Source organism: Sphingomonas sp. (assembly GCF_019746665.1).
GTDB lineage: Bacteria > Pseudomonadota > Alphaproteobacteria > Sphingomonadales > Sphingomonadaceae > Sphingomonas.
Map to the genome: position 1 here is coordinate 119,060 of NZ_JAIERS010000020.1, position 22,287 is coordinate 141,346.

The 22,287-nt window shown below is 65.2% G+C and carries 23 protein-coding genes; 16 read left to right on the forward strand and 7 right to left on the reverse strand.

Annotation, left to right across the window (positions count from 1 at the left end):
* Positions 1-22 precede the first annotated feature (22 nt).
* From nadA to K2X73_RS12915, 3 genes are all read left to right on the forward strand, one after another.
* A complete protein-coding gene (gene nadA, locus K2X73_RS12905; RefSeq protein WP_294111451.1) occupies positions 23-1,027 on the forward strand; it encodes a quinolinate synthase NadA in 1,005 nt (334 codons plus the stop codon).
* Positions 1,028-1,043: 16 nt separating this feature from the next.
* A complete protein-coding gene (locus K2X73_RS12910; protein ID WP_294111452.1) occupies positions 1,044-1,601 on the forward strand; it encodes a hypothetical protein in 558 nt (185 codons plus the stop codon).
* Between the two features lie 104 nt (positions 1,602-1,705).
* The gene (locus K2X73_RS12915) at positions 1,706-2,137 is read left to right on the forward strand and encodes a hypothetical protein (protein ID WP_294111454.1); all 432 of its coding nucleotides are present in this window, start codon (positions 1,706-1,708) and stop codon (positions 2,135-2,137) included.
* 415 nt (positions 2,138-2,552) lie between these two features.
* Here the strand turns inward: K2X73_RS12915 and K2X73_RS12920 are convergent, their stop codons facing one another.
* Together K2X73_RS12920 and K2X73_RS12925 are read right to left on the reverse strand one after the other, a co-directional pair.
* On the reverse strand, positions 2,553-3,458 hold the full coding sequence (locus tag K2X73_RS12920; protein WP_294111455.1) for an IS1595 family transposase: 906 nt from the start codon (positions 3,456-3,458) through the stop codon (positions 2,553-2,555).
* A 303-nt stretch (positions 3,459-3,761) separates the two neighbouring features.
* Positions 3,762-3,884, reverse strand: a complete 123-nt coding sequence (locus K2X73_RS12925) for a hypothetical protein (RefSeq protein WP_294111457.1) — start codon at positions 3,882-3,884, stop codon at positions 3,762-3,764.
* A gap of 159 nt (positions 3,885-4,043) precedes the next feature.
* On the opposite strand from K2X73_RS12925, the gene K2X73_RS12930 reads away from it, so the two are divergent.
* From K2X73_RS12930 to K2X73_RS12960, 7 genes are all read left to right on the forward strand, one after another.
* On the forward strand, positions 4,044-5,663 hold the full coding sequence (locus tag K2X73_RS12930) for an ATP-binding protein (protein WP_294111459.1): 1,620 nt from the start codon (positions 4,044-4,046) through the stop codon (positions 5,661-5,663).
* A gap of 148 nt (positions 5,664-5,811) precedes the next feature.
* Positions 5,812-6,552, forward strand: a complete 741-nt coding sequence (ccmC, locus tag K2X73_RS12935) for a heme ABC transporter permease CcmC (RefSeq protein ID WP_294111462.1) — start codon at positions 5,812-5,814, stop codon at positions 6,550-6,552.
* Positions 6,553-6,666: 114 nt separating this feature from the next.
* The gene (gene ccmE, locus K2X73_RS12940; protein ID WP_294111466.1) at positions 6,667-7,101 is read left to right on the forward strand and encodes a cytochrome c maturation protein CcmE; all 435 of its coding nucleotides are present in this window, start codon (positions 6,667-6,669) and stop codon (positions 7,099-7,101) included.
* Positions 7,098-9,014: a heme lyase CcmF/NrfE family subunit gene (locus K2X73_RS12945; RefSeq protein ID WP_294111468.1), complete on the forward strand. Its 1,917-nt coding sequence runs from the start codon at positions 7,098-7,100 to the stop codon at positions 9,012-9,014. The genes ccmE and K2X73_RS12945 overlap by 4 nt, the downstream gene beginning before the upstream one ends.
* The gene (locus K2X73_RS12950) at positions 9,011-9,538 is read left to right on the forward strand and encodes a DsbE family thiol:disulfide interchange protein (RefSeq protein WP_294111469.1); all 528 of its coding nucleotides are present in this window, start codon (positions 9,011-9,013) and stop codon (positions 9,536-9,538) included. Before K2X73_RS12945 ends, K2X73_RS12950 begins: the two co-directional genes overlap by 4 nt.
* A complete protein-coding gene (locus K2X73_RS12955; RefSeq protein WP_294111471.1) occupies positions 9,535-9,945 on the forward strand; it encodes a cytochrome c-type biogenesis protein in 411 nt (136 codons plus the stop codon). Before K2X73_RS12950 ends, K2X73_RS12955 begins: the two co-directional genes overlap by 4 nt.
* The gene (locus K2X73_RS12960) at positions 9,945-10,592 is read left to right on the forward strand and encodes a tetratricopeptide repeat protein (RefSeq protein WP_294111473.1); all 648 of its coding nucleotides are present in this window, start codon (positions 9,945-9,947) and stop codon (positions 10,590-10,592) included. The genes K2X73_RS12955 and K2X73_RS12960 overlap by 1 nt, the downstream gene beginning before the upstream one ends.
* 273 nt (positions 10,593-10,865) lie before the next feature.
* On the opposite strand, the gene K2X73_RS12965 is transcribed toward K2X73_RS12960, so the two are convergent.
* Positions 10,866-11,387 carry an N-acetyltransferase gene (locus tag K2X73_RS12965; protein ID WP_294111474.1) on the reverse strand — a complete coding sequence of 174 codons (522 nt, stop codon included), beginning with the start codon at positions 11,385-11,387 and terminating at the stop codon, positions 10,866-10,868.
* A 144-nt stretch (positions 11,388-11,531) separates the two neighbouring features.
* Entirely contained in the window at positions 11,532-12,008 is a 477-nt protein-coding gene (locus K2X73_RS12970) for a TspO/MBR family protein (RefSeq protein ID WP_294111475.1), read from the reverse strand.
* A gap of 37 nt (positions 12,009-12,045) precedes the next feature.
* Between K2X73_RS12970 and bchI the strand changes: the two genes are divergently transcribed.
* From bchI to bchO, 3 genes are read left to right on the forward strand one after another with little or no spacing between them, the layout of a single operon-like run.
* Positions 12,046-13,047, forward strand: coding sequence for a magnesium chelatase ATPase subunit I (gene bchI / locus K2X73_RS12975; RefSeq protein WP_294111477.1), 1,002 nt, complete (start codon positions 12,046-12,048; stop codon positions 13,045-13,047).
* The gene (locus K2X73_RS12980) at positions 13,044-14,666 is read left to right on the forward strand and encodes a VWA domain-containing protein (protein WP_294111479.1); all 1,623 of its coding nucleotides are present in this window, start codon (positions 13,044-13,046) and stop codon (positions 14,664-14,666) included. Before bchI ends, K2X73_RS12980 begins: the two co-directional genes overlap by 4 nt.
* The gene (gene bchO, locus K2X73_RS12985; RefSeq protein WP_294111481.1) at positions 14,666-15,556 is read left to right on the forward strand and encodes an alpha/beta fold hydrolase BchO; all 891 of its coding nucleotides are present in this window, start codon (positions 14,666-14,668) and stop codon (positions 15,554-15,556) included. Before K2X73_RS12980 ends, bchO begins: the two co-directional genes overlap by 1 nt.
* A gap of 5 nt (positions 15,557-15,561) precedes the next feature.
* Here bchO and K2X73_RS12990 read toward each other — a convergent pair whose 3' ends face one another.
* The gene (locus K2X73_RS12990; protein ID WP_294111483.1) at positions 15,562-16,641 is read right to left on the reverse strand and encodes a PA0069 family radical SAM protein; all 1,080 of its coding nucleotides are present in this window, start codon (positions 16,639-16,641) and stop codon (positions 15,562-15,564) included.
* Positions 16,642-16,886: 245 nt separating this feature from the next.
* Here K2X73_RS12990 and K2X73_RS12995 point away from each other — a divergent pair, with 245 nt between their 5' ends.
* A complete protein-coding gene (locus tag K2X73_RS12995) occupies positions 16,887-18,593 on the forward strand; it encodes a hypothetical protein (RefSeq protein WP_294111484.1) in 1,707 nt (568 codons plus the stop codon).
* A gap of 62 nt (positions 18,594-18,655) precedes the next feature.
* A complete protein-coding gene (locus tag K2X73_RS13000) occupies positions 18,656-19,918 on the forward strand; it encodes a hypothetical protein (protein WP_294111486.1) in 1,263 nt (420 codons plus the stop codon).
* Positions 19,919-19,924: 6 nt separating this feature from the next.
* Here K2X73_RS13000 and K2X73_RS13005 read toward each other — a convergent pair whose 3' ends face one another.
* The gene (locus K2X73_RS13005) at positions 19,925-20,479 is read right to left on the reverse strand and encodes a recombinase family protein (protein WP_294111488.1); all 555 of its coding nucleotides are present in this window, start codon (positions 20,477-20,479) and stop codon (positions 19,925-19,927) included.
* 279 nt (positions 20,480-20,758) lie between these two features.
* Between K2X73_RS13005 and K2X73_RS13010 the strand changes: the two genes are divergently transcribed.
* On the forward strand, positions 20,759-21,916 hold the full coding sequence (locus K2X73_RS13010) for a DUF697 domain-containing protein (protein WP_294111489.1): 1,158 nt from the start codon (positions 20,759-20,761) through the stop codon (positions 21,914-21,916).
* 40 nt (positions 21,917-21,956) lie between these two features.
* Here the strand turns inward: K2X73_RS13010 and K2X73_RS13015 are convergent, their stop codons facing one another.
* Positions 21,957-22,226, reverse strand: a complete 270-nt coding sequence (locus tag K2X73_RS13015) for a DUF6626 family protein (RefSeq protein WP_294111491.1) — start codon at positions 22,224-22,226, stop codon at positions 21,957-21,959.
* Between the last annotated feature and the right edge of the window lie 61 nt (positions 22,227-22,287).

Genomic DNA, 22,287 nt, shown 5'->3' on the forward strand with positions numbered 1-22,287 from the left:
GCGCCGCTACCGGGAGAGAGCCATGAACGTACCGCTTCGCGACAGCCTGACCGGCCTTGATCTGCGCGCCGAGATCGATCGGCTGCGGCGCGAGCGCAACGCGGTTATCCTCGCGCATTACTACCAGAAGCCGGAAATCCAGGACCTGGCGGACTTTGTTGGCGACAGTCTCGACCTGAGCCGCAAGGCGCAGGCGACCGACGCCGATGTGATCGCCTTTTGCGGGGTGCGCTTCATGGCGGAGACCGCGAAGATCCTGTCGCCCGAAAAGATCGTGGTGCTGCCCGACATGAACGCGGGGTGCAGCCTGGAGGATAGCTGCCCGCCCGAGCAATTCGCGCGTTTTCGCGCCGAACATCCCGATCACATCGCGCTCACCTACATCAACTGTTCGGCGGAGGTGAAGGCGCTGTCCGACGTGATCGTCACCAGCTCGTCGGCGGAGAAGATCCTGGCGCAGATTCCGCGCGAGCAGAAGATCATCTTCGGGCCGGACAAGCATCTGGGCGGCTATCTCGCGCGCAAGACCGGGCGCGAGATGCTGTTGTGGCCGGGCGTGTGTATCGTCCACGAGGCGTTCAGCGAGACCGAGCTGCTGAAGCTGAAGGGCGAATATCCGGGCGCCCCGGTCGCCGCGCACCCCGAATGCCCGGCCTATATCCTGGACCATGCCGATTATGTCGGCTCGACCAGCGGCATCCTCGATTTCGCCAAGACGATGCCCGGCGAGGTGCTGATCGTCGCGACCGAGCCGCACATCATCCACCAGATGCAGAAGGCCGAACCGGGCAAGACCTTCATCGGCGCGCCGGGCGCGGACGGCAACTGCAACTGCAATATCTGCCCGTATATGGCGATGAACACGCTCGAAAAGCTGTACCTCGCGCTCCGCGATCTGCAGCCGCGCGTCGAACTGCCCGAGGAATTACGCCTGCGCGCCAAGAAATCACTGGACGCGATGCTAGCGATGGCATCGGCGACGGTGGGGCAGGGTGATTTGGGGCCGGTGCCGGCAACAGGGGACTGAAGCGAGGCGCCTGGCAATGCGCGACTGTTTCGCTATTTTGGAGCAGGTGGACCAACGTCAAGGTCCTTCGGCTGATCTTGGTGCTTCTAACGGATGTTTATTCTGCGTTGCGCGAATCAATCGAGCGTTATCTGATGGATCCCGTGTAGTAGTATTGAATGGCTATAAAGCCGGCCAGACATTTGAATTGATTTCCCAGAATGGCAATTCGTTATTTCTCAGAGACAATTCTAATCAGTCGGAACTCGTTATACCAAAAAATGGCATATATCTGGTCGGACAGTTACCGTTTTGTTCGGTGCCCGAATGGATGCCGCCGTTTAATTTTAGGACCTGTTTTATTCTCGACGAACTGGCGGCCTGGTTCTGTAATAATTCAATCATCGGAGCGAATTTTGTATGGAATGATGATTCATTTGTTGAAGTCGTAAGAGTGATATGGGAAAAGAGAATCTCAATAACCGCCCTTGAACTGACCCGTCTATTTTGTGCGCATGGACTGCCTACAGTCTTGCACAAAAGGTTTCCCGTTTATCCCATTGACGCATGTGCATCCGTTTCGGTTCGAGCGTAGGGTGGCTTAGGAAAATCCGACACGGCAGCCGAACGTCACCGCAAGGAAGTCAAACGCTCGCCACGCTTGTTGTATTTCACGTCGCGCCATGATATGCCGCAATCATGACGACGAACCCAGCCGTGGCCCTCTTGGAGCGCGAGCGCGAAGCCATCCGCGCCGCGATTGCCGAAGCCGAAGTCAAACTGCGCACCGATCGCGCCACGCTGCGCTCGATCGAGGAAGCCATCTCGACGCTTTCGGGCGGAGCAGCCGCAGCAGCGCAGGATACCCAGCCGCATAACGGGACCCGGCTTAAGGATACGGTGCTTGAAGTGATTGGCTCGCTAACCGGTGGTGGCACAACGGCGGTTATTCAGAAAGGCCTTGCCGATCGAGGCCGCCCAACAGACGTTAACTCGCTGCTGTCAACGCTTTCACGTCTGAAGGCCGCAGGTTTGATCCACAAGCGATCTGATCGGCTTTGGTATCACGGCCCCGAGGACAAAGAGCCCATGATAGAAGGGGCGGAACACGATTTTGGGTTTGAATCGTAAACGTGATTTGCGTTCGCCCAACGAGAATGGGGCTCCCGAAGGAGCCCCAGACGCCGGAGAGGTTGGCCCCTCTCCAAACTATGAACCAACGCCTTGGCAGGCAACCAATCCGGGGGTGGTTCGGTCCCCACGGGGTTAGGAGGAGCCGATGTACATTACCATCCTGATCGTTCTGGGGGCCGCAGCCCTAATTACGATCCTGTTGTTGTAACATCAGCAACCGTGGGGGTCGAATGGCCCCCACCCCTTCTACATAGCAAAAAGCTACGAATCCGTCTATAGGGAAGGCGCATGAAGCCGATTTCCCTAGCAGAAGCGCTTGCGTCCGGAAGGTTAGAAGCGTTTATCGCTCAAGCCGAATCCGAAGGCGTCGGCCCAGCCGATCGCGCTCAGTTCGAGGCAATGGTGGGGCGCGTCACAGCGCCCCAACCAGAAGGTCAAACATCCCGTTCACCCGCGCGCGGTGGTTTGCGCGGAAAGTGAACTCCGAAAGATAGCGTTCCATGTGCTTGGCGCTGACCTGCACATGCGTTGATCGAATCGACGCCTTGAACAGCCGCCAGAAACCTTCCACCGTATTGACGTGGAACGTCTCGCCCGAGCGGTAATCGTAATGGGCGTATTCCTTCCGCCCGTGCTTCACCACGCCGTGCTGATAGCCGTCGCCGCTGAGTAAGCCATAGCTCATCAGCTCATCGGTGGAGACGGTGGCGCCGGGCTCGACATTCTCAAGCACCACGTTGCGCAGCGTGTCCTTTTTGACGTTGGGAATCACAACCGCCTTCATGCGCCCGTCGCGCTCTGCTAGGCCCATAACAATGGTCTTACCCGGCGCGCCGCGACCGCGCTTGCCGCCCGAACGGCGCCCGCCAACATAGGCTTCATCAAGCTCAACGTGCCCAGCGAGCAGAGCGTCAAAGCCTTGGGCCTTCATCGTAAGATCGCGGATTTGCTGACCGATCCGGTAGGCGGTCTTATACGTCACGCCAAGCTGGCGTTGCAGTTCCTTGCCGCTCACGCCGTGGCGCGTGGTGCAGAAAAGATACATGGCATAGAACCAGCTCACCAGCGGCGTGCGGGTATCGTGAAGGATCGTGCCAGCGGTCGGGTTCACGTGATGGCCGCAATTCGCGCAAACGTAGGTGCGGCGTTCCTTGAGCTTGTGGTGCGTGCTTTCCTTGCCACACGCCTTACACTCAAACCGCGTGCCGCCGAACCGCACCGCCATGATATGTTCAAGGCAGGCGTCGTCGTTCGGAAAGCGAGCGAAGAACTCGCGAACGCTGAACTCGGGAGAGGCGGAAGGACTTTTCTTGTTCATGCCATCCTAATGGCACAACCTCATACATGCGTCAAGGGGATAAACGGGAAAGGTTTTCAAAAGCGTTTACGTTGTGCATGTCTGCGCTCATTGCTGCTCGGCAGCGTGAACCAATTAAGAAGATGAGGCTCAATTCATTTGATAATTTTCGATCCGATACGCGCAGGTGGTGCAAAGAATATTTGCTTGGTTAGGTCGATATTTGATAAGCGATACAAGATACATTTCGTTGCGACATGTTAATTATTAGGTTGTAATTTTGAAGATTGACGGCGAGGTGGGCAGGAAAATGCGCATCGCCTGCTAACCGCCGCTGAAGGTGACGAGGCCACTCAGGGCGATGCCCGCGATTGCTCCGGTGAGGAAGAAGCAGGGCGATTTGGGGCCAGTGCCGGCGACAGGGGACTGATCCGTCGTTTCGCTCACCCTTTACCTTGTTTATTTTGCCCGCGTTTCAAATCATATAGACCCCACCAACTGTCCGCTTGCCTGGACGGGAACGCATTGTCGACGGACGCGTTTCCGCGATCGTTACGGTGCTAGCTGTTCGCTGCCGCGGCTCGGCTCAGTGGGGGAAACGCTGCCATGTGGGATTTGATCCGGGCGCTTTCGGACGGGCGATACGCCCCACACGGCTATTGCCTGCTCTGGCAGCCCGGGCTGGTGTGGACGCATGTCGTCTCCGATCTGCTGATCGCCGCCGCCTATTTCTCGATTCCGATCGCGCTGATCAGCTTCATCCGTCGCCGGCGCGACGTGCACTTTGGGTGGATGGTGTGGCTGTTCGCGCTGTTCATTCTGGCGTGCGGCACCTCGCATCTGATGCAGGTTTGGAACCTGTGGCACGGTGATTACGCGCTCGAAGGCCTGGTGAAGGCGATCACCGCCTTCGCCTCGGTGCCGACCGCGATCCTGTTGTGGCGGCTGATCCCGCAGGCACTGGCGCTGCCCTCGCCGCGCCAGCTCGCGCTCGCCAATGCCGAGCTTGAGGGGCTGGTCGACGAGCGCGACGCGGCGCTCGCCCGGCTGACGACCGAGATCGCCCAGCGCGAGCGTGCCGAGGAAGCGCTCGTCCAGGCGCGCAAGATCGACGCGATCGGGCGGCTGACCGGCGGCATCGCGCATGATTTCAACAACCTGCTCCAGGCGATCACCGGCAATCTCGATCTCATCCAGCAACGCCCGGGCGATCAGGCGCGGGTCGCGCGCTGGGCGGAGAATGCGCTGAAGGCGGTCGATCGCGGCACCCGGCTGACCGGGCAATTGCTCGCCTTCTCACGCACCCAGCGGCTGGAGCTGAAGCCCTTGTCGGTCGATCCGATGATTGTCGGGATGCTCGATCTCGTCCGGCGCAGCATCGGTCCGGCGATCGAGCTGCATACCCGGCTCGAGGCGGGCGGGTGCCGGGTGCAGGCCGATCAAACCCAGCTCGAGCTCGCGCTGCTCAACCTCGCGATCAACGCGCGCGACGCCATGCCCGAGGGCGGGCGGCTGATCATCGCCACGCGCGAAGTCTCGATCGTCGATCATCAGGAACTGGAGCCCGGCCGCTATGTCGAAGTCGCCGTCGCCGATACCGGGCATGGCATGACCGAGGAAGTGCGGGAGCGCGCGCTCGATCCGTTCTTCACCACCAAGGGCGTCGGGCGGGGCACCGGGCTTGGGCTGTCGATGGCGTTCGGTGTCGCGCGGCAATCGGGCGGAACGCTCCTGCTGAGTTCGGCGCCGGGGGCGGGGACGACGGTGACGGTGCTGCTGCGCTGCGTAGAGGGCGAGTCCACCCAGCCCGAGGCGGCCAAGGCGGTCGAGGTCGCCGCGCCGCCGCCATCGCCCGGCGCCGATGTGCCGGTGATGGTGATCGACGATGACGATCAGGTGCGCGATGCGATCACCGATGGCCTGCGCGCGATCGGTTATACCGTGCTGCCCTTCGCGAGCGGCGCGGCGGCGCTGCGGGCGCGGGCGGATCGGCGGCCGGCGCTCACCGTCGTCGATTTCGCGATGCCGGGCCTGAACGGCGCCGACATCGCCCGCCAGATCCGCGCCGAGGAACCCGGCGCGCGGATCGTGTTCGTCAGCGGTTTCGCGGACAGCGCCGCGATCGACCAGTTCGCCGGCCCTCATACCCGCGTGCTGCGCAAGCCCTTCCAATCGGGCGACCTGGCGCGGGTGGTTGCCGAGATGCTCGCCGATCAGGCTGAGTAGAGGCGGGTGATCCGGGCAGGCGATCGGAGCAAACGCCGGCATCGGTCGCACAATCCTGCGTCGCAGGTGACACGGGGCCTGAACCCGGCCCCGCCCGAACGCCCAATGGTGCGTTTTCCGCGCCTAGATTCGCTGGAAGGGCTGGGCTATGACTTGGCTCGTGCCCTCGCTTCACGCCCTCGCCAACCCGGCGCGTTTCCTGAAAATCGCGCGACCGCTCACCCCGGCGCTGTTCTGGCCGGGGGTCGCGCTGATCCTGTTCGGCGCCTGGGCGGGGTTGACCCAAACCCCGCCCGACTATCTGCAGGGCGAGACGGTGCGCATCCTCTACATCCACGTACCCACCGCCTGGCTCGGCATGGCGGGGTGGAGCGGGATCGCGATCTCCAGCCTCAGCTATCTCATCTGGCGCCACCCGCTGGCGATGACGGCGGCACGGGCGTGCGCGGTGCCGGGGGCAATGTTTGCGGCCTTGTGCCTGATCACCGGCTCGATCTGGGGCCGGCCGACCTGGGGCACCTGGTGGCAGTGGGACGGCCGGCTCACCTCGATGCTGCTGCTGTTCTTCGTCTATCTCGGCTTCATCGGGCTGGCGCGCGCCGACGCCGATCGTGGCGGCGACGGGCGGATCGCGGCGCTGTACGGCGTCGCCGGGTCGGTGCTGCTGCCGATCATTCGCTATTCGGTCGTCTGGTGGAACACGCTCCATCAGGGGCAGAGCATCGGGCTCACCAAGAACACGATCGACAACAGCATCCTGTGGCCGCTGCCCTTCACGCTGGGCGGCTTCACCTTGTTCTTCGCCGCCATTGTGCTGATGCGGATGCGGGCGATGCTGGCGACCGCCAAGGCCGAGGCGCGGCTGAGGCGCATGGCGGTGGAGGCTTGAGCTTATGAACCCCTGGCCCTTCGTGACGGCGGCTTATGCGATCACGCTTGGCACCGCGGCGGTGATCGCGCTCGTCAGCTGGCGGGCGATGGCCAAGGCGGAGCGACGCGGCAAATGAAGGCCAAGCATCAGCGGCTGGTACTGGCGGTGCTCGCGCTGGCCGCGATCGGCGGGGCGAGCGGGCTCGCGCTGTCGGCGCTGAAGGATCAGGCCGCGTTCTTCTATGCGCCGGGCGATGTCGCGAAACAGGGCCTGCCCTTGGGCCGCGACGTGCGGCTCGGCGGGATGGTGACGGCGGGTTCAATTCACAAGCGCGCCGATGGGGTGACGATCGATTTCCGCGTCACCGATGGCAAGGCGACCGTGCCGGTGAACTTCAAGGGCATCACCCCCGATCTGTTCAAGGAGAAGTCGGGAGTGGTGGCGGAAGGCCGCTTCAACCCCGATGGCAGCTTCACCGCCACTAACCTGCTGGCGAAGCATGACGAACGCTACATGCCGCCGCAAATGGCCGGCGTGAAGCCGAGCGGAGCCAGCCTGAAGCAATGATCGCCGAGGCCGGGCTCGCCGCCCTTTGGATCGCGGCCGCGCTCGCGGCGCTGCAACTCGCGCTTGCCGCGTTGAGCGTTGCGCGCGGCGATCCCGAGATGATGGGCGCCGTCCGCTCGGTCGCGGTCGTGCAGGGCGCGGTGGTCGCGCTGGGCCTCGGGCTGCTGATCCTGGTGTTCGTGCGGACCGATCTGTCGGTGCTGCTGGTCGCGGAGAACAGCCACTCGGCCAAGCCGCTGATCTACAAGATCGCCGGCGCCTGGGGGAATCATGAGGGGTCGATGCTCCTCTGGGTGACGATCCTGGGGCTGGCCGGCGGCGCGGTGGCGCTGCTCGAGCGGCGGTTGGCCGAGCCCACGCTGGTCGCGACCCTGGGGAGCCAGGCGGCGATCGCGCTGGGCTTCTACGCCTTCCTGCTTTTCTCCTCGAACCCGTTCGCGCGCCTGTCTCCGGCGCCGCAGGACGGGCAGGGGCTGAACCCGCTGCTGCAAGACCCCGGGCTCGCCTTCCACCCGCCGACGCTCTATATCGGCTATGTCGGCATCTCGGTCGCGTTCAGCTTCGCGGTCGGCGCGATGATCATGCGCGACGTGGGGCCGGCCTTCGCGCGGGCGATGCGCCCCTGGGTGCTGGGCGCGTGGATCTTCCTGACGCTCGGCATCACCGCGGGCAGCTATTGGGCCTATTATGAGCTGGGCTGGGGCGGCTGGTGGTTCTGGGACCCGGTCGAGAATGCCTCGCTGATGCCGTGGCTCGCGGCGACCGCGCTGCTCCATTCGGTGACGGTGCTCGCGACGCGCGACGGCCTGCGCGCCTGGACGATCATGCTCGCGGTGGTCGCCTTCTCGATGTCGATGATCGGCACTTTCCTGGTGCGATCGGGCATATTGACGAGCGTTCACGCCTTCGCGGTCGACCCCGAGCGCGGCAGCTTCATCCTGGCGCTGCTCGCTATCTATATCGGCGGCGCGCTCGCGCTGTTCGGCGTGCGGGTGGCGACGATCCGCGAAGGTTCGGGCTTTGATTTCCTCAGCCGCGAGGGCGGACTGGTCGCCAACAACCTGCTGCTGTCGGTGATCCTGGGGATCGTGCTGATCGGCACGCTCTACCCGATCGTCGCGGCGGGGGCGTTCGGGGTGCAGATTTCGATCGGGCCGCCCTTCTTCAACAAGGCGGCGGGGCCGGTCGCGCTGGTGCTCGCCGCGATCATGGCGGCGGGGCCGCTGATCCGCTGGCGGCGTGACCAGGGCATGGCGGTGCTGCGGCGGATGGCGCCTGCGATCGGCGTCACCACGCTGGCGCTGCTCGCGCTGCTGATCCTCGCGCCCGGAATCGCGCTGCTGCCGCTGCTCGGGCTGGTGATCGCGGCGGGCCTCGCGGTGGCGAGCGTCGCGCCGCTTGTTGGTCGCAACCTGCGCCGCACCCCGCTGTTCACCTGGGGAATGGTGATCGCACATCTCGGCATCGCCGTCAGCCTGGCCGGCATGGCGAGCGAGACCGCCTTCACCCAGCAAACGCTCGTCGCCGCGCGCGTGGGCGAGCCGCAGCGGGTCGGGCCATATCGGGTAACGCTCGAACGCGTCGCGCCCGCGATCGGGCCGAACTGGTCGGCGCTCGAGGCGCGGTTGGAGGTCGAGCGCGGCGGGCAGAGCTTCACGCTGGCGCCGCAATCGCGCTTCTTTGCGAATCCGGTGACGACGACGAGCGAATCGGCGATCGCCACCGTGCTCGACGGCCAGCTCTACACGGTGCTCGGCGCGGCGGACGGGGATCGCTGGCAGCTGCGGCTGTGGTGGAAGCCGTTCGTCACGCTGATCTGGGCGGGCGGGGCGCTGGTCGCGATCGGCGGCGCGCTGTCGCTGCTCGGGCGGGTGCGGCGCGATTATGCGCGGCGGCGCGAGGCGCTGGCATGAAGCGCTGGCTCTACTGGCTGCCGCTGATCGGCTTCGGCGGGCTGTTCCTGGTGGCGGGCTTCGGGCTCAACCGCCCGACGCAGCGCACGGTGCGCTCGGCGATGGTTGGCAAGCCCTTGCCCGCGTTCAGGCTCGCCCCGCTGCTTCCCGGCAAACCCGGGCTCGCGACCGCCGATTTCGCGACCGGCCGCCCGCATCTGCTCAACGTGTTCGCCAGCTGGTGCATCCCCTGCGCGGCGGAGGCGCCGCAGCTCGCCGCGCTCAAGGCGCAAGGCGCGGAGATCAGCGCGATCGCGATCCGCGACACGCCCGAGGCGGTGCAGGGCTTCCTCGCGCGCTATGGCGATCCCTATGCGCGGCTGGGGAGCGATCCCGACAGCGCGGTGCAGCTGGCGATGGGTTCGTCGGGCGTACCCGAAACCTTCGTGATCGACGGGCACGGGCGGATCGTGCTCCAGCATGTCGGCGACGTCCGCGCCGAGGATGTGCCCGAAATCCTCGCCGCGCTCAGGAACGCGAAATGAGGCGTGCGGCCCTCCTGCTCGCGCTCGCCGCGCCCGCGCCGCTGCTCGCCGATTCCAATCTGCCGCCGGCCAAGCTCGCTTATCAGCAGCTCCCCGATCCCAAGCAGGAGGCGCAGGCGCAAGCGCTGATGCAGACACTGCGTTGCCTCGTCTGCCAGGGCCAGTCGATCGCCGATTCGGACGCCGAGATGGCGGGCGACATGCGCGCGCTCGTCCGCCGCCGTATCGCCGCGGGGGAGAAGCCCGCGGCGATCCGTGACTGGCTGATCGCGCGCTATGGCGATTACGTCACCTATGATCCGCCGCTCGGCTGGGCGACCGGGCCGCTGTGGCTGACGCCGCTGGTGCTGCTGCTGATCGGCGGGTGGCTCGCGCGCGGCGCGTTCAAGCGGGGGCGGCGCGGCTGATGGGCTGGGTGTCGCTGTTCGCCGTGCTGGCGCTCGCGGCCGGGCTGCTCGCGGTGCTGCGCCTGCCGCGAGCGTTCTGGTCGGCGGCGGGGGCGGTGCTGCTGCTCGGCGCGACCGGCTATGCGTTGCAGGGACGCCCGGGCCTGCCCGGCGCCAAGCCCAAGCCGCAGGTCGACACGATCGAGGTCGCGCCCGAATTCGTCGCGCTGCGCGAGGCGATGTGGGGCCGCTTCACCGCCGAATGGCAGCTGGAGACGACCGCCGACGCGCTGCTGCGCCAGGGCAATGCGCGTGGCGCGGTGCAGGTGCTGCTCGCGGGGGTGAGGCGCTATCCGACCGACCCCGAGCTGTGGACCGCGCTCGGCTCGGCCCTGGTCGCGCATGATGGCGGCATCGTCTCACCGCCCGCGCTCAACGCCTTCAACCGCGCGATGGCGCTCGCCCCGCGCCACCCGGCGCCGCGCTTCTTCCTGGGGCTCGGTTATGTCCAGATGGGCGAGCTGAGCAAGGCGCGCGCGACCTGGGCCGAGTCGCTCGCGCTGACGCCGCCGAGCGCAAGTTATCGCCGCGACATCGCCGAACGGATCGCGGTGCTCGATGCCCTGGCGCAGATGCAGGCGGGGCAAGCGCCGCCTGGCGGGCAATAGCGGCGGGAAGGGCCTGGTTTCTGGGCCGCAAGCCGCCGAGAGTTTCGCTCGACCCTTGCGGCCTCGTCGGCGTTGGGTGAGGGGCAAGTGACCGCGTCCCGGTCGCGCCGTGCCCGGGGCACCGCTCACCCTCTCCAAGCTGCGCTAACGAGCAAGCTCGTAAGCTGCGCTATCCTCTCCCTTGAAGGGAGAGGGATGGATGAGTGTTTTCGCCTTCAGAAGCGGACACCAAATGCGCACCCGGCTCACGTTCCATCGTAAAGCTCCGGCGGCTCAATTGGTGCCTCCACCGGAGGTTGAATGGAATAGTGAGTGAAAGCGCACAACTTCGCTGGGCGAAGCACATAGAAGCGGTAGTATCATGAAGTACTCGGGCGGCTCACCCGGCGGGCATAGAGCTGGAAATGGCTTGAAGCCAAATCTCGAATAGAAATTTGGATCTCCGGTGAGAATGCAGCCCGAGGCATGGACGCCTTTGAGGCGCTGTATCCCAGCCTCAATCAATGCGCTCCCGATTTTCTGTCCTTGAAGCTCTGGCTCGACCGCAACAGGTCCCAACGCGAACCACTTGTCATCTTGGTCGCGGCACTTTGCAGGCGAGAACGCAATATGCCCCACCACTCGGTCGCCCTGAACCGCGACCATTGAAATGGCGAGCGCGCCTCTCTTCCGAAGGGCATTGATCAAGTGCTGCTCGTCACCAGCGGAGAACGGCATCGGGGCGAAGGCTCGCCTGGTGAGTTGGAAAATCGCACGCTCGTCAGCAACAGTCTCGTCGCGAATGACGACGTTCATCCAGCATCGCTCACTTCGTTCAAGCCCCAAAAAAACTGCTCTATATCAGGATAGTCACTTTCCGGACATTCAGCAAACCACCCCATTTCAGACTCGCGCAATTAACGCCGACGCCGGTCAATGGTCGGATCGCATCCCGACCACCTACCGCCCGAACGGCCCGTTCAGCCGCACGATCGCGCGGTTGAGCACCGCCGCGAAGCTTACCCAGGCGAAATAGGGCAGGATCAACAGGCTCGACAGCACCGAGATCGGCCATAGCCCCACGATCAACGCCACCAGCGACGCCCACAGGAAAACCACTTCCACCAGCGCCCAGTCGGGCCGGCGGAGCTTGAAGAACAGCGGGCTCCACAGCAGGTGGCAGACGCCATTCACCGCGAACAGGATCACCACCGCCCGCCGCTCGCCGTCATTATCGGCCGCGTACCAGGCGTTGGCGGCGGACCAGCCCGCGAGGCCGAGGATCACCGTCCAGGCCGGGCCGAACAACCAGTTGGGTGGCTGCCACGCCGGCTTCTTCAGGTTGAAATACCAGGCCGTCAGCGGGGTCAGCAGGCCGCCGACCACCCCGAGGAACAGCGCCCAGCCCGCGGCGGCGTAAATCGGCCAATTGTCCATCTTGCTGAGCGTCCAAGCTGTGTTACACTCATCGGCGATGCGTGTGGCGTTCCCCTTTACCGCAATCGTCGGCCAGGACGAGATGAAACTCGCCCTGCTGATCGCCGCCGTCGATGCGCGCGTTGGCGGGGTGATGGTGTTCGGCGATCGCGGCACCGGCAAATCGACCGCCGCGCGCGCGCTCGCCGCGTTGCTGCCGCCGATGCCGGTGGTGCCGGGGTGCCGCTATCACTGCGCCCCCGGCGACACCTGCCCGGAGCCGCATTTGCATCAAAAGGGCAAAAGCCTCGCCCCGGTTCCCTTTGTCGATCTGCCGCTGGGCGCGACCGAGGATCGGCTGGTCGGCGCGCTCGATCTGGAGCGGGCGCTGGCGCGGGGCGAAAAGGCGTTCGAGCCCGGGCTGCTCGCCCGCGCGCATCGTGGTTTCCTGTATATCGACGAGATCAACCTGCTCGAGGATCATCTGGTCGACCTGTTGCTCGATGTCGCCGCCTCGGGCGAGAATGTCGTCGAGCGCGAGGGGTTGAGCGTCCGCCACGCGGCGCGCTTCGTGCTGATCGGCAGCGGCAACCCCGAAGAGGGCGAGCTGCGCCCGCAACTGCTCGATCGCTTCGGCCTGTCGGTCGAGGTGCGGACTCCCCAGGCGCTCACCGAGCGGGTGGAAATCATGAAGCGCTGCGATGCGTTCGAGCGCGATCCTCACAATTTCTGTGAACAATGGGGCAAGGCCGAGCGCAAGACGCTGCGCCAGATCGCGCGCGGGCGCGAGCTGGTCGCGCGCATCACCACGCCCGAGCCGGTGCTGAGCTTTGCGAGCCAGCTGTGCCTCGCGGTCGGCGCCGACGGCCTGCGCGGGGAGCTGACGTTGATGCGCGCCGCCCGCGCGCTCGCCGCGCTCGAAGGGCAGGAGCGGGTGCGCGCCGAGGAAGTGCGCCGGGTCGCGCCGATGGCGCTGCGCCACCGCCTGCGCCGGGGCGTGCTGGACGAAAGCGGCTCGACCGCCCGCATCGAACGCGCGCTGGCCGATCTCGCGGCATGAGTCTGGCCGATCTTGGCCTCGCGCTGCGGCTGGTCGCGGCGGTGCCGGGGCTGGGCGGGATGCGGGTGAGCGGCGCGGGGCCGCTGGCCCAGGCGATCGAAGCGGCGCTCGCGACCGCGCTCGACGGCGCGCCGCTGCGCCGGGTGCCGAGCCATGCCGATGGGGCGGCGCTCGCGGGTGGGCTCGATCTCGCCGCGACGCTCGCCGCCGGGCGTCCGGTGACGACGCCCGGGCTGATCGCGGCGACGGCGGGCGGGGTGCTGGTGGTGCCGGGCGCCGAACGGCTCGATCCCGGTGCGGCAGCGCTGCTGGCGGCGGCGCTCGATGAGGGCAAGGTGCGGCTGCTGCTGTTCGACGAGGGCGAGGCGGACGCGGTGCCCGCGCTCACCGAGCGATTGGGGCTATGGCTCGATCTGCGCGGGCTGGTGCTGGGCGCGGGTGACGCCGGGCTGATCGAGGCGCCCGCGCGGCTGCTGATCGGCGCGGTGCCGGCGAAGGGCGCGGCGATCGACGCGGCGAGCACGATCGAGGCGCTGGCCGAGGCGACGCTCGCGCTCGGGATCGACAGCGCCCGCGCGGCCCAGTTCGCCTTGCGGGCAGCGCGCGGGGCGGCGGCGCTTGTCGGGCGCGCGGGGCTCGATACTGGCGATCTGGCGCTCGCCGCGCGACTGGTGCTGGCACCGCGCGCGACCCGCCTCCCCCAAGAGGCGAGCCCGCCCGCGCCGCCGCCGAGCGAGGCTCCAAGCGATGCCCGCGAACTCCGCGCCCAACCACCGCAGGAGATGATCGTCGACGCCGCCCGCGCGGCGCTGCCGCCTGATATTCTGGCGCGGCTCGCCGCCGGTTTGGCGCGGGTACGGAGCGCGCGGGTTGGAAAGGGGGCGCGGCAACGGGCGCCGCGCCACGGTCGCCCGGTCGGAGCGCGCGCGGGACTGCCCGGGAGCGCGCGGCGGCTCGCTTTGATTGAAACACTGCGCGCGGCGGCGCCCTGGCAGCGGCTTCGCGTTGCCCCGGCGGGGCGTTTGGCGATCCGTCGCGACGATCTGCGGGTGCGGCGGTTGAAGAGCCGGCAGGAAGCGCTGACGATCGTCGCGGTCGATGCCTCGGGCTCGGCGGCGCTCGCGCGGCTGGCGGAGGCCAAGGGCGCGGTCGAGCTGCTGCTTGCCCAGGCCTATGTGAAGCGCGCCCAGGTAGCGCTCATCGCCTTCCGAGGGCGCGAGGCGGCGCTGCTGCTGCCGCCGACCCGCTCGCTCGCCCGCGCCCGGCGCGAACTGGCCGAACTGCCCGGCGGTGGCGGCACCCCGGTCGCCGCCGGGCTCACCGCCGCGCGCGAGTTGGCGGAAGGCGCGGCCCGGCGCGGGCGCACGCCCTATCTGGTGGTGCTCTCCGATGGGCGCGCCAATGTCGCCGTGGACGGCTCCCCCGATCGTGCCCGTGCCGAGGAGGAGGCGCTCGCCGCCGCGCGCGCGCTCGCCGAAGCCGGGGTGGCGAGCGCCTTCATCGACATCTCGCCCCGGCCCCGGCCCGAAGGCGCGCGGCTGGCGGCGGCGATGCACGCCCGCTACCTGCCGCTGCCCCGCGCCGATGCGCACGCGGTCCACGCCGCGCTCGTCCGCTGATGCTCGCCGACAAGCCGCGCTGGGAGGTTGAAGGCCGCGCCTGGCCCCTGCGCGAGGCGAGCCGCTTCGTCGAGACCGACCGGCTGCGCTGGCATGTCCAGCAACTGGGGCGGGGGCCGGTGGTGCTGCTGCTCCACGGCACGGGTGCGGCGACGCATAGCTGGCGGGGCCTTGCGCCGCTGCTCGCGGAGCGTTTCACCGTGGTCGCCCCCGATCTGCCCGGGCACGGCTTCACCCAGGGGCGACCGACGGGCGGGCTCGCCATGCCGGCGATGGCGCGCGCGGTGGGCGCCCTGTGCGCCAAGCTCGATCTCGCCCCCACGTTGATCGTCGGCCATTCGGCGGGTGCGGCGACGGCGTGCCGGATGGTGCTTGATGGCTTCGCGGCACCGGCGGGCGTGGTGGCGTTGAACGGCGCGCTGCTGCCCTTTCCCGGGCTCGCGGCGAAGCTGTTTCCGGGGCTCGCGCGGCTGTTGTTCGTCAACCCGTTCGCGCCGCACCTCTTCGCCGGCTGGGCGCGCCAGCCAGGGGAGGTGGCACGCTTCCTGAAGCGCTCGACCGGCTCGACGATCGACCGCGACGGGCTCGATGCTTATGCTACTCTCTTCGGCACCGCCGGGCATTGCGCCGGGGCGATCACGATGATGGCCGATTGGGATCTGGAAAGCCTGGCGCGTGATCTGCCTCGCCTCGCGGCGCCGCTGCTGCTGCTCCATGGCGGCGCCGATCCGATGGTGCCGGCAAGTGTTTCGGAGCGGGTGGCAGCGATGGTGCCGGGCGCGCGGTTCGATACGCTGAGCGGGCTCGGCCACCTGGCGCATGAGGAAGCGCCCGAGGCGGTTGCTGTGTGGATCGGCGCTTTCGCCGATGCGCTCAAGGTCACCGGCTGAAGGCTTTAGAAAAGCTCCCCCTGGGCGCCGCGTGGTGGCCTGAACAAATCGCTGCGCACGCGCATCCGCTCGCGGTTCAGACCGTGCTTGCGGCAAGCGATCTGGAAACGGGTGCGGAGTAGCTCGGCCCAGGGGCCGCTGCCGCGCATCCGGGTGAAGAAATTGGGGTCGTTCTCGCGCCCCTCGCGGATCGAGCGGATCACGCTCATCACCTTGCCCGCGCGGTCGGGGAAATGTTCCTCCAGCCACGCCTTGAACAGCGGCGCGACCTCGTGCGGCAGCCGCACCGGCAGGAAGAAGGCGGCACGAGCGCCGGCCCTCGCCGCCGCTTCGAGCAGCGCCTCCATCTCATGGTCGTTGATCGCAGGGATGACGGGCGCAAGCGACACATAGACCGGCACCCCCGCCGCCGCGAGCGCCTCCACCGCCTTCAGTCGCCGCGCGGGCGTTGGCGCGCGCGGCTCCAGCGCCATCGCGAGCTTTGGATCGAGCGTGGTGATCGAGAGCGCCACCGCCGCCAGCCCTTGCGCGGCCATCGGTGCCAGCAGGTCAAGGTCGCGCACGACGCGGTCGGACTTGGTGGTGATGGTCAGCGGATGCCGGCATTCGGCGAGCACCTCCAACACGCTCCGGGTGATGCGCCAGTCGCGCTCGATCGGCTGATAAGGATCGGTGTTGGTGCCAAGGCCGATCGGCGCGCAGACATAGCCCGGCTTGGCAAGCTCGGCGCGGAGCAGTTCGGCGGCCCGGGGCTTGGCGAACAACCGTGTCTCGAAATCGAGCCCGGGGGAAAGATCGTGGAACGCATGGGTGGGCCGCGCGAAACAATAGATGCAGCCATGTTCGCAGCCCCGCACTGTGTTGATACTCCGGTCGAAACCGATGTCAGGGCTTGAATTATAAGAGATAATCTTCCTTGCGCGTTCGATTGTGACTGTCGTTTTCGGGCGTTCGGCTTTGCCCTCCCACAGGTCCTTATAGTCCAAGAAGTCGCCATCGGGTTCACGCTCCAAGGTGTTGAAGCGATTGCTCGTGCGGTTGATCGTCGCACCGCGACCGGGGATGGTTTTGCTGGGTTGAACCATTTTACGAATATAGCACGAGGAGAACGTAGGGGGAACATGATGGCGCACCAATTTTATGCTTGCGTTTTCGGCAAGCGTCTGAAATAGGGCGCCCACAACGAGCCGAAGCGGCTGATGCCGTGTCACCTTGCTCGTCGGCAGATCGACCTCGCGAATACGCACCTCGGATGGCAGGATAGCTGCGTCTGAAGTCGTATCGCGACACCCAATGGCTTGGGTCGGGCTGTTCGACGATAGGTGCTAAGTTGGTTAACTCTCAGAATAATTCCACCGTTCATGGTTCTTCGCTGGCGAGCGCCAGCGCGCTTGCGATCATTGCCGCGACCGGACCGGAGAAGCCGGTGCCGCTCACGGCGACCGACGAGGCGGAGCTTCTCCGACTTCAGGGGCAGCTTCGCGGCGTCGAGGCACGCGAAGGCCGCGCGGTCAAAGGGCGCGCGCTGCTGGTGCGTGGCCAATATCGTTTTATTCGCAAGCACGGTGCAATTTCGCTGACGCATTACGCCAAGGGCATCGGCTATGAATATGAGGCCGCCAGCCTCATCTATCATGTGCCGGCGCAGCTTCTGCTCAACAAGAATGTCAGCGCCGCATCGGATAGCGAAAAGGAGGCGCTGCGGAACGAGGCGGCGCAGCTTGCTCGTGCCATCGCGGCGATGGAGCAGCGCCACAAGGACCATGATGGCCTGACGGAAGACCAGTTCGTCGCCTGGTACGAGAGCATGGGCCACATCAGCGGCCTTGCTCAAAAGTATCTCGAAATTCGGCGCGCTGCGAAGGCGCCAAAGCCCGGCGTTACCAAGGTCGAAACGCCCGCCGTGAAAACTCCGGAGGAGCAGGTCTCCGAGATGTTCGACAACCCGGCTGCCTTCGAAATCGACGCGGTTGGCGGCATCGCATCGGGCAGGGAGGGCGTGCTGATCTACCGGCAGGAGGGCGACAAGATGCGCCTGATCCCGCTGACGACGAACAAGGCGACCATCATCGGCTTGGCCGGCTATGCGCCATGTCCGCTAGCGGCTATCCCCGCCGATCTCTGCTTCTATCGTGAGACGTTGGTGGCGGCCGACGCCTTCGTGCCCGACGAGATGAGCGACATCCCCCTCGAGGACGTGCCGGAGGGCGATGTCGCGAACCCCAGCTACGACATGAAGCCGGCGAACGGCATGTATCTGGTCGAGCGCGACCGTTTCAGCATCGCCCACGCCCGCCGCGATGACGGCCTGATCGTCGAGATCATCCCGTCCATCGACCTCGGCTACTCGATGAAGGGCGAATGCTTCATCGACAATTTCACCCGGCACCGACTTGGTGACGCCTTGCTGGGTGAAGCGGATGCGGCGCAGTTCGGCCTGAACCCGGTGGACGGTCGCGCCGCGCCGGTTGCGATTGCCGGCCAGACCAAGACCGTGACCTTCACGAACAAGGCTGGACGCTCGATCAACCTGATCATCAAGCCGCGCCATATCCGCTCGATCTGGACCTATCGGGTCAGCCCTGCATTCGCGCCCGTGGCATCTGCGATCATGTCGCCCGACGGGGTGGCGGCGTTCGACGGCACCTTCATGAAGGTGCTGCTCAGGAAGCAGAAGGATCGTGCCATCACGATCACGGTCGGGCGGAAGGGCATCGGCTTCGCCAACGGCAAAGCCGCCGCTGCGCCGTTCGAAGCGGAAGTGCAGGGAACGGCCAAGGTTCAGGTCATGCTCGATGACCTGCGCCGTGCGATGGTCGGGCTGCTGGCCCTGCCGATGAAGGGCGACCTGACATGGCGGCTCGATCCGAACGGCCTGCTGCTCATCGAGGCGGCGACCGACGTGGCGACCTATCGGGTGTTCGTCCAGACGCTCGAACCGAACCGCGAGCAGCCGACACGATCGCGCGCGCTGCGCGAGCGGGTCGAGAGCCTGCCGAAGATGGACGCGCCGGCCGAGACCGCTGCCGCCGCCTGATATGATAATCACGCCCATGTGAGAAATTACATGGGCGTGATCCTCACACAAGGATCACCCGCATGAACCGCGACTTTTCCTCGCGCGCGAAGAACCGCGCACGCTACCTCTTCGCCGGCCAGACATCGACCCACGCGACACCCCATCGGGACGCAAGCCAGCTTCGCCCCGGCGGAATGCCGGACGGCGTGGCCTCACCGTCCGATCTCGACTTCATGGACCGCCGCAACCCGTTCTTCTTCTCCGACCGGGCACTCCACTCGGCGGGACAGTATATCGGGCGGACCACGCCGCTGCCGGTCGGCACCTTCACCAAGCGTCCCGGCAATACCATCCTGTTCGACAGCGGCGGCCTTCAGTTCGGGCGCGATCCGAAACATTGGCGAGGCGACGCATCGCGCGCATGGGTGCTGCCATTCCTCGAAGCCAATGCCGACGAAGCGATCACGCTGGACGTGCCCACCCGCGTCATCACGCCGGGGATGTTGCCCTTCGACAGCTTCACGACGGCACTGGCGACGACTGTGGATAACAACCGCTATTTCGCCCGCCATCGCTCGGCGAATGTGCGCTTTCTGTCCGTCCTGCAAGGCGAGACGAGTGCCGATGCCGTGGCATGGTATGATGCGGTGAAGGTCCAGCCGTTCGAGGGCTGGGCGTTCGGCGGCACGATGCGAACCGACTATATCCACGTTACGGCCATGATGCTGCGCCTGATCGCGGACGGATTGCTGACGCCGGAGCGCAACCGCTTCCACTTCCTCGGCGTCGGCACGCTGACCCATGCGGTCATGCTGAGCGCGCTCCAGCAGGCTTTGCGCGAGCATCTGGACGATGACGATCTGCTCATCACCTTCGACACCAGCTCGCCGTCGCATCTGGCGACCAACGGCAAGATCTACGGCTATCCGAACATCTCGCCCACCTCCTTCGCCATGTCGATCCTCAGGCCGCCGGCCGATCCGGTTCATAAGGATTGGCGCACGCCCTTCCCGGTGACGAGCAGCCGGATCGCGGAGCGGTTGCTGGTCAGCGATCTGTGCGTCCCTGCTTTCACCCGGCAATCGGGCTGGGACGCGCTGGGGCATGAGATCGTGGTCAACCACAACCACGAGAGCCTGCTGCGCGGGATCGACGACGCGAACGCCCACATGGAGATGCCGAGCGCGTGGTCGAGCGAGCTTGCGCCCGACACTATCATCAAGGCGTATCGGGCCTTGCGGACGATGTTCCGCTATTCCGATCCGCTCGCGCATCTCCGCCGCCAGAAGGCCGCTTTCGCGAAAATCGGAGGCGGGAAGGCCAGGGAGGGTGAGGACGAATAATCGGCCCTATGCCGCAGCGGCCTTGGTCATGTGGCGATAGACGCTGGCGCGGCCCACGCCCATCTCGCGGGCAATGGCGGCGGGGGCCATCCCCGCCGCCATAAGCGTTTCGATCCGGGCGGTGTCGATGTTGGGCTTGCGACCGCGATACACGCCCTTGGCCTTGGCGCGCTCGATCCCGTCGCGCTGGCGGTCGCGGCGAATGTCAGCCTCGAACTCGGCCACCGCACCGAGGATCGATAAGGTGAGTTTGCCGGTGCTGGTGGTGGTGTCGATGCCGGATTGCTGGAGGACGCGGAAGCCGCAGCCCTTCGCCGTTAGCCGCTCGATCAGCCGGTGAAGGTCCACCACCGATCGGGCGAGACGATCCAGCCGGGTCACGGCCAGCACGTCGCCCTCGCGCACGAAATCCATGGCATCGGCCAGCGCATCGCGTCCCTCGACGGTTCGCCCGCTGCGCTTCTCGGCGAAGATCTTCTCGCAGCCGGCCGCCTCAAGCTGCTCGTGCTGGACTTCAAGGCTCTGGCTGCTGGAACTGACGCGCGCGTAACCGACGATCATGGCACCTCCTGTCTCGGATAGGTTCAGACCCTCATCGCCAAGTGTCTCGAAAGCCCTGCGTCAACCGAAACAAGACGCCCGCCCGCGTCTCGGCGAGGTGTCTCGGACGAGTAAACCCAAACAAGAGGGTATGCGATGCTGCCCTCCAACATGCCTGCGTGTGGCCTGAGCGTGGATAGGGCCGCTTTGGACACATTCCGATGATCGCAGTTGAAGGAACAAGTTTTTTATGCTCGGTCGCGAGTTCTCGCGGGTGTTGGGACCGGAAAGGGATTGTCGGTGAGCGATCAGGATAGTTCAGCAGGCCAGGAAGTGGAAAGCGGCGCAGCGGCTGCTGCCTTTGTCGCTAAGGAGGTCACTAGGTTATGGAAAGAATGGTCTGAGAAAAATAGGAGAGCTAATATCCTAATTGCCGGTAAAACCGGCGTTGGAAAGAGCACCTTGATCAATACCGTCTTCAGAGAAAATTTAGCGAAGACCGGAAACGGTCGGCCGGTAACACAAAAGATAGAAGAGATTAGCAAGGCCGGGGTGCCAATCACTATACTTGATACGAAAGGTCTTGAACTTGCTGACTTCGAGGTAATCAGGAATGACATAATAAGCGAGATCGAGGCCCGTCGGGGGGAGAACGCCGAAACCTATGTTCATGTGGCGTGGCTCTGCATAAGTGAGGGAAGTGCGCGGATCGAGGATGCTGAAATCGAACTCGCAATAGCTCTAAAGGCGATTGGTATCAAAGTGATGATCATCGTCACAAAGGTATCCCGATTTAAGGACAATTCCTTCGAGAAGGTCGTCCGCGAGCAGTTCAGTGGAATTACAGCGGACGTAGTGCTCACGCGCGCGCTCTCTGAGGATGTCTATGATGACGATGATCGCATTACGGGGCATCTCGAAGTTAGAGGAATAGATCAACTCCTTGATCTGACAAATACTTATTTGCCGGAATCGCAAAGACATGCTTTCGCTAACGCGACTTCTCTTAAGCACAAGAAAGCTCTAGAACTAAAAAGGGGAGAGGCTAAGTCCGTTATCACTTTTTTTAGCGGTGCCGCAGCGACGGTAGGCGCTACCCCCATTCCTTTTTCCGACGCGATAGCTCTAGTTCCTATGCAGATCGGTATGATTATAAAAATCAGTCAAGTGTATGGTATGAATGTAAGTCGAGAGGCTGCTCTGCCTGTATTGGCGTCGCTGACTGGCATTTCGGGCACATCGATGCTCGGTCGTACGATTGTGTCCGGCCTCCTAAAGATGATCCCCGGTGCTGGTTCTTTCGTTGGTGGTGCCATCTCTGCGACGACCGCCGCAACCTTAACGTCAGCACTCGGAAATCTATATGCCAGCACACTCTCCGAGATAAGTGAGCGGGGCGAGGAGCTACAACTCACCAGCGCATTGAACGCGTTGAAGCGGAAAATTAAGCCACAATAAGCTTATAGCGCGACGGAGCCTGCGAATGATGGCGCTTCCACTATTCGCAGCGCACCAAAGTCTCCGCCATGATCCTCTTGGCGAGATCGGTAGCGACAGGATCGTGTCCGCTACATGAGGCCGCCGCACCAACGATCTTTGAAAGGCAAAGGGCCAGCTTGAACAACGAGCGCAGACTGGGGGATGCGCCAGAGCAACGCAGATAATCGTAGTAGCGGGAAGAATGGCCGAGATAGTCGGTCGAGAAGGTGGCGTGGGTCCGTGTCAGCCCTTCGGCTTTAAGGAACTGGAACACGTCATCAAGGATCATGCGGGGGTCTCCGTTGCGGGAACTCTCGTATTTATCGGCGGTCAGCCGGAAGCCATGTGCT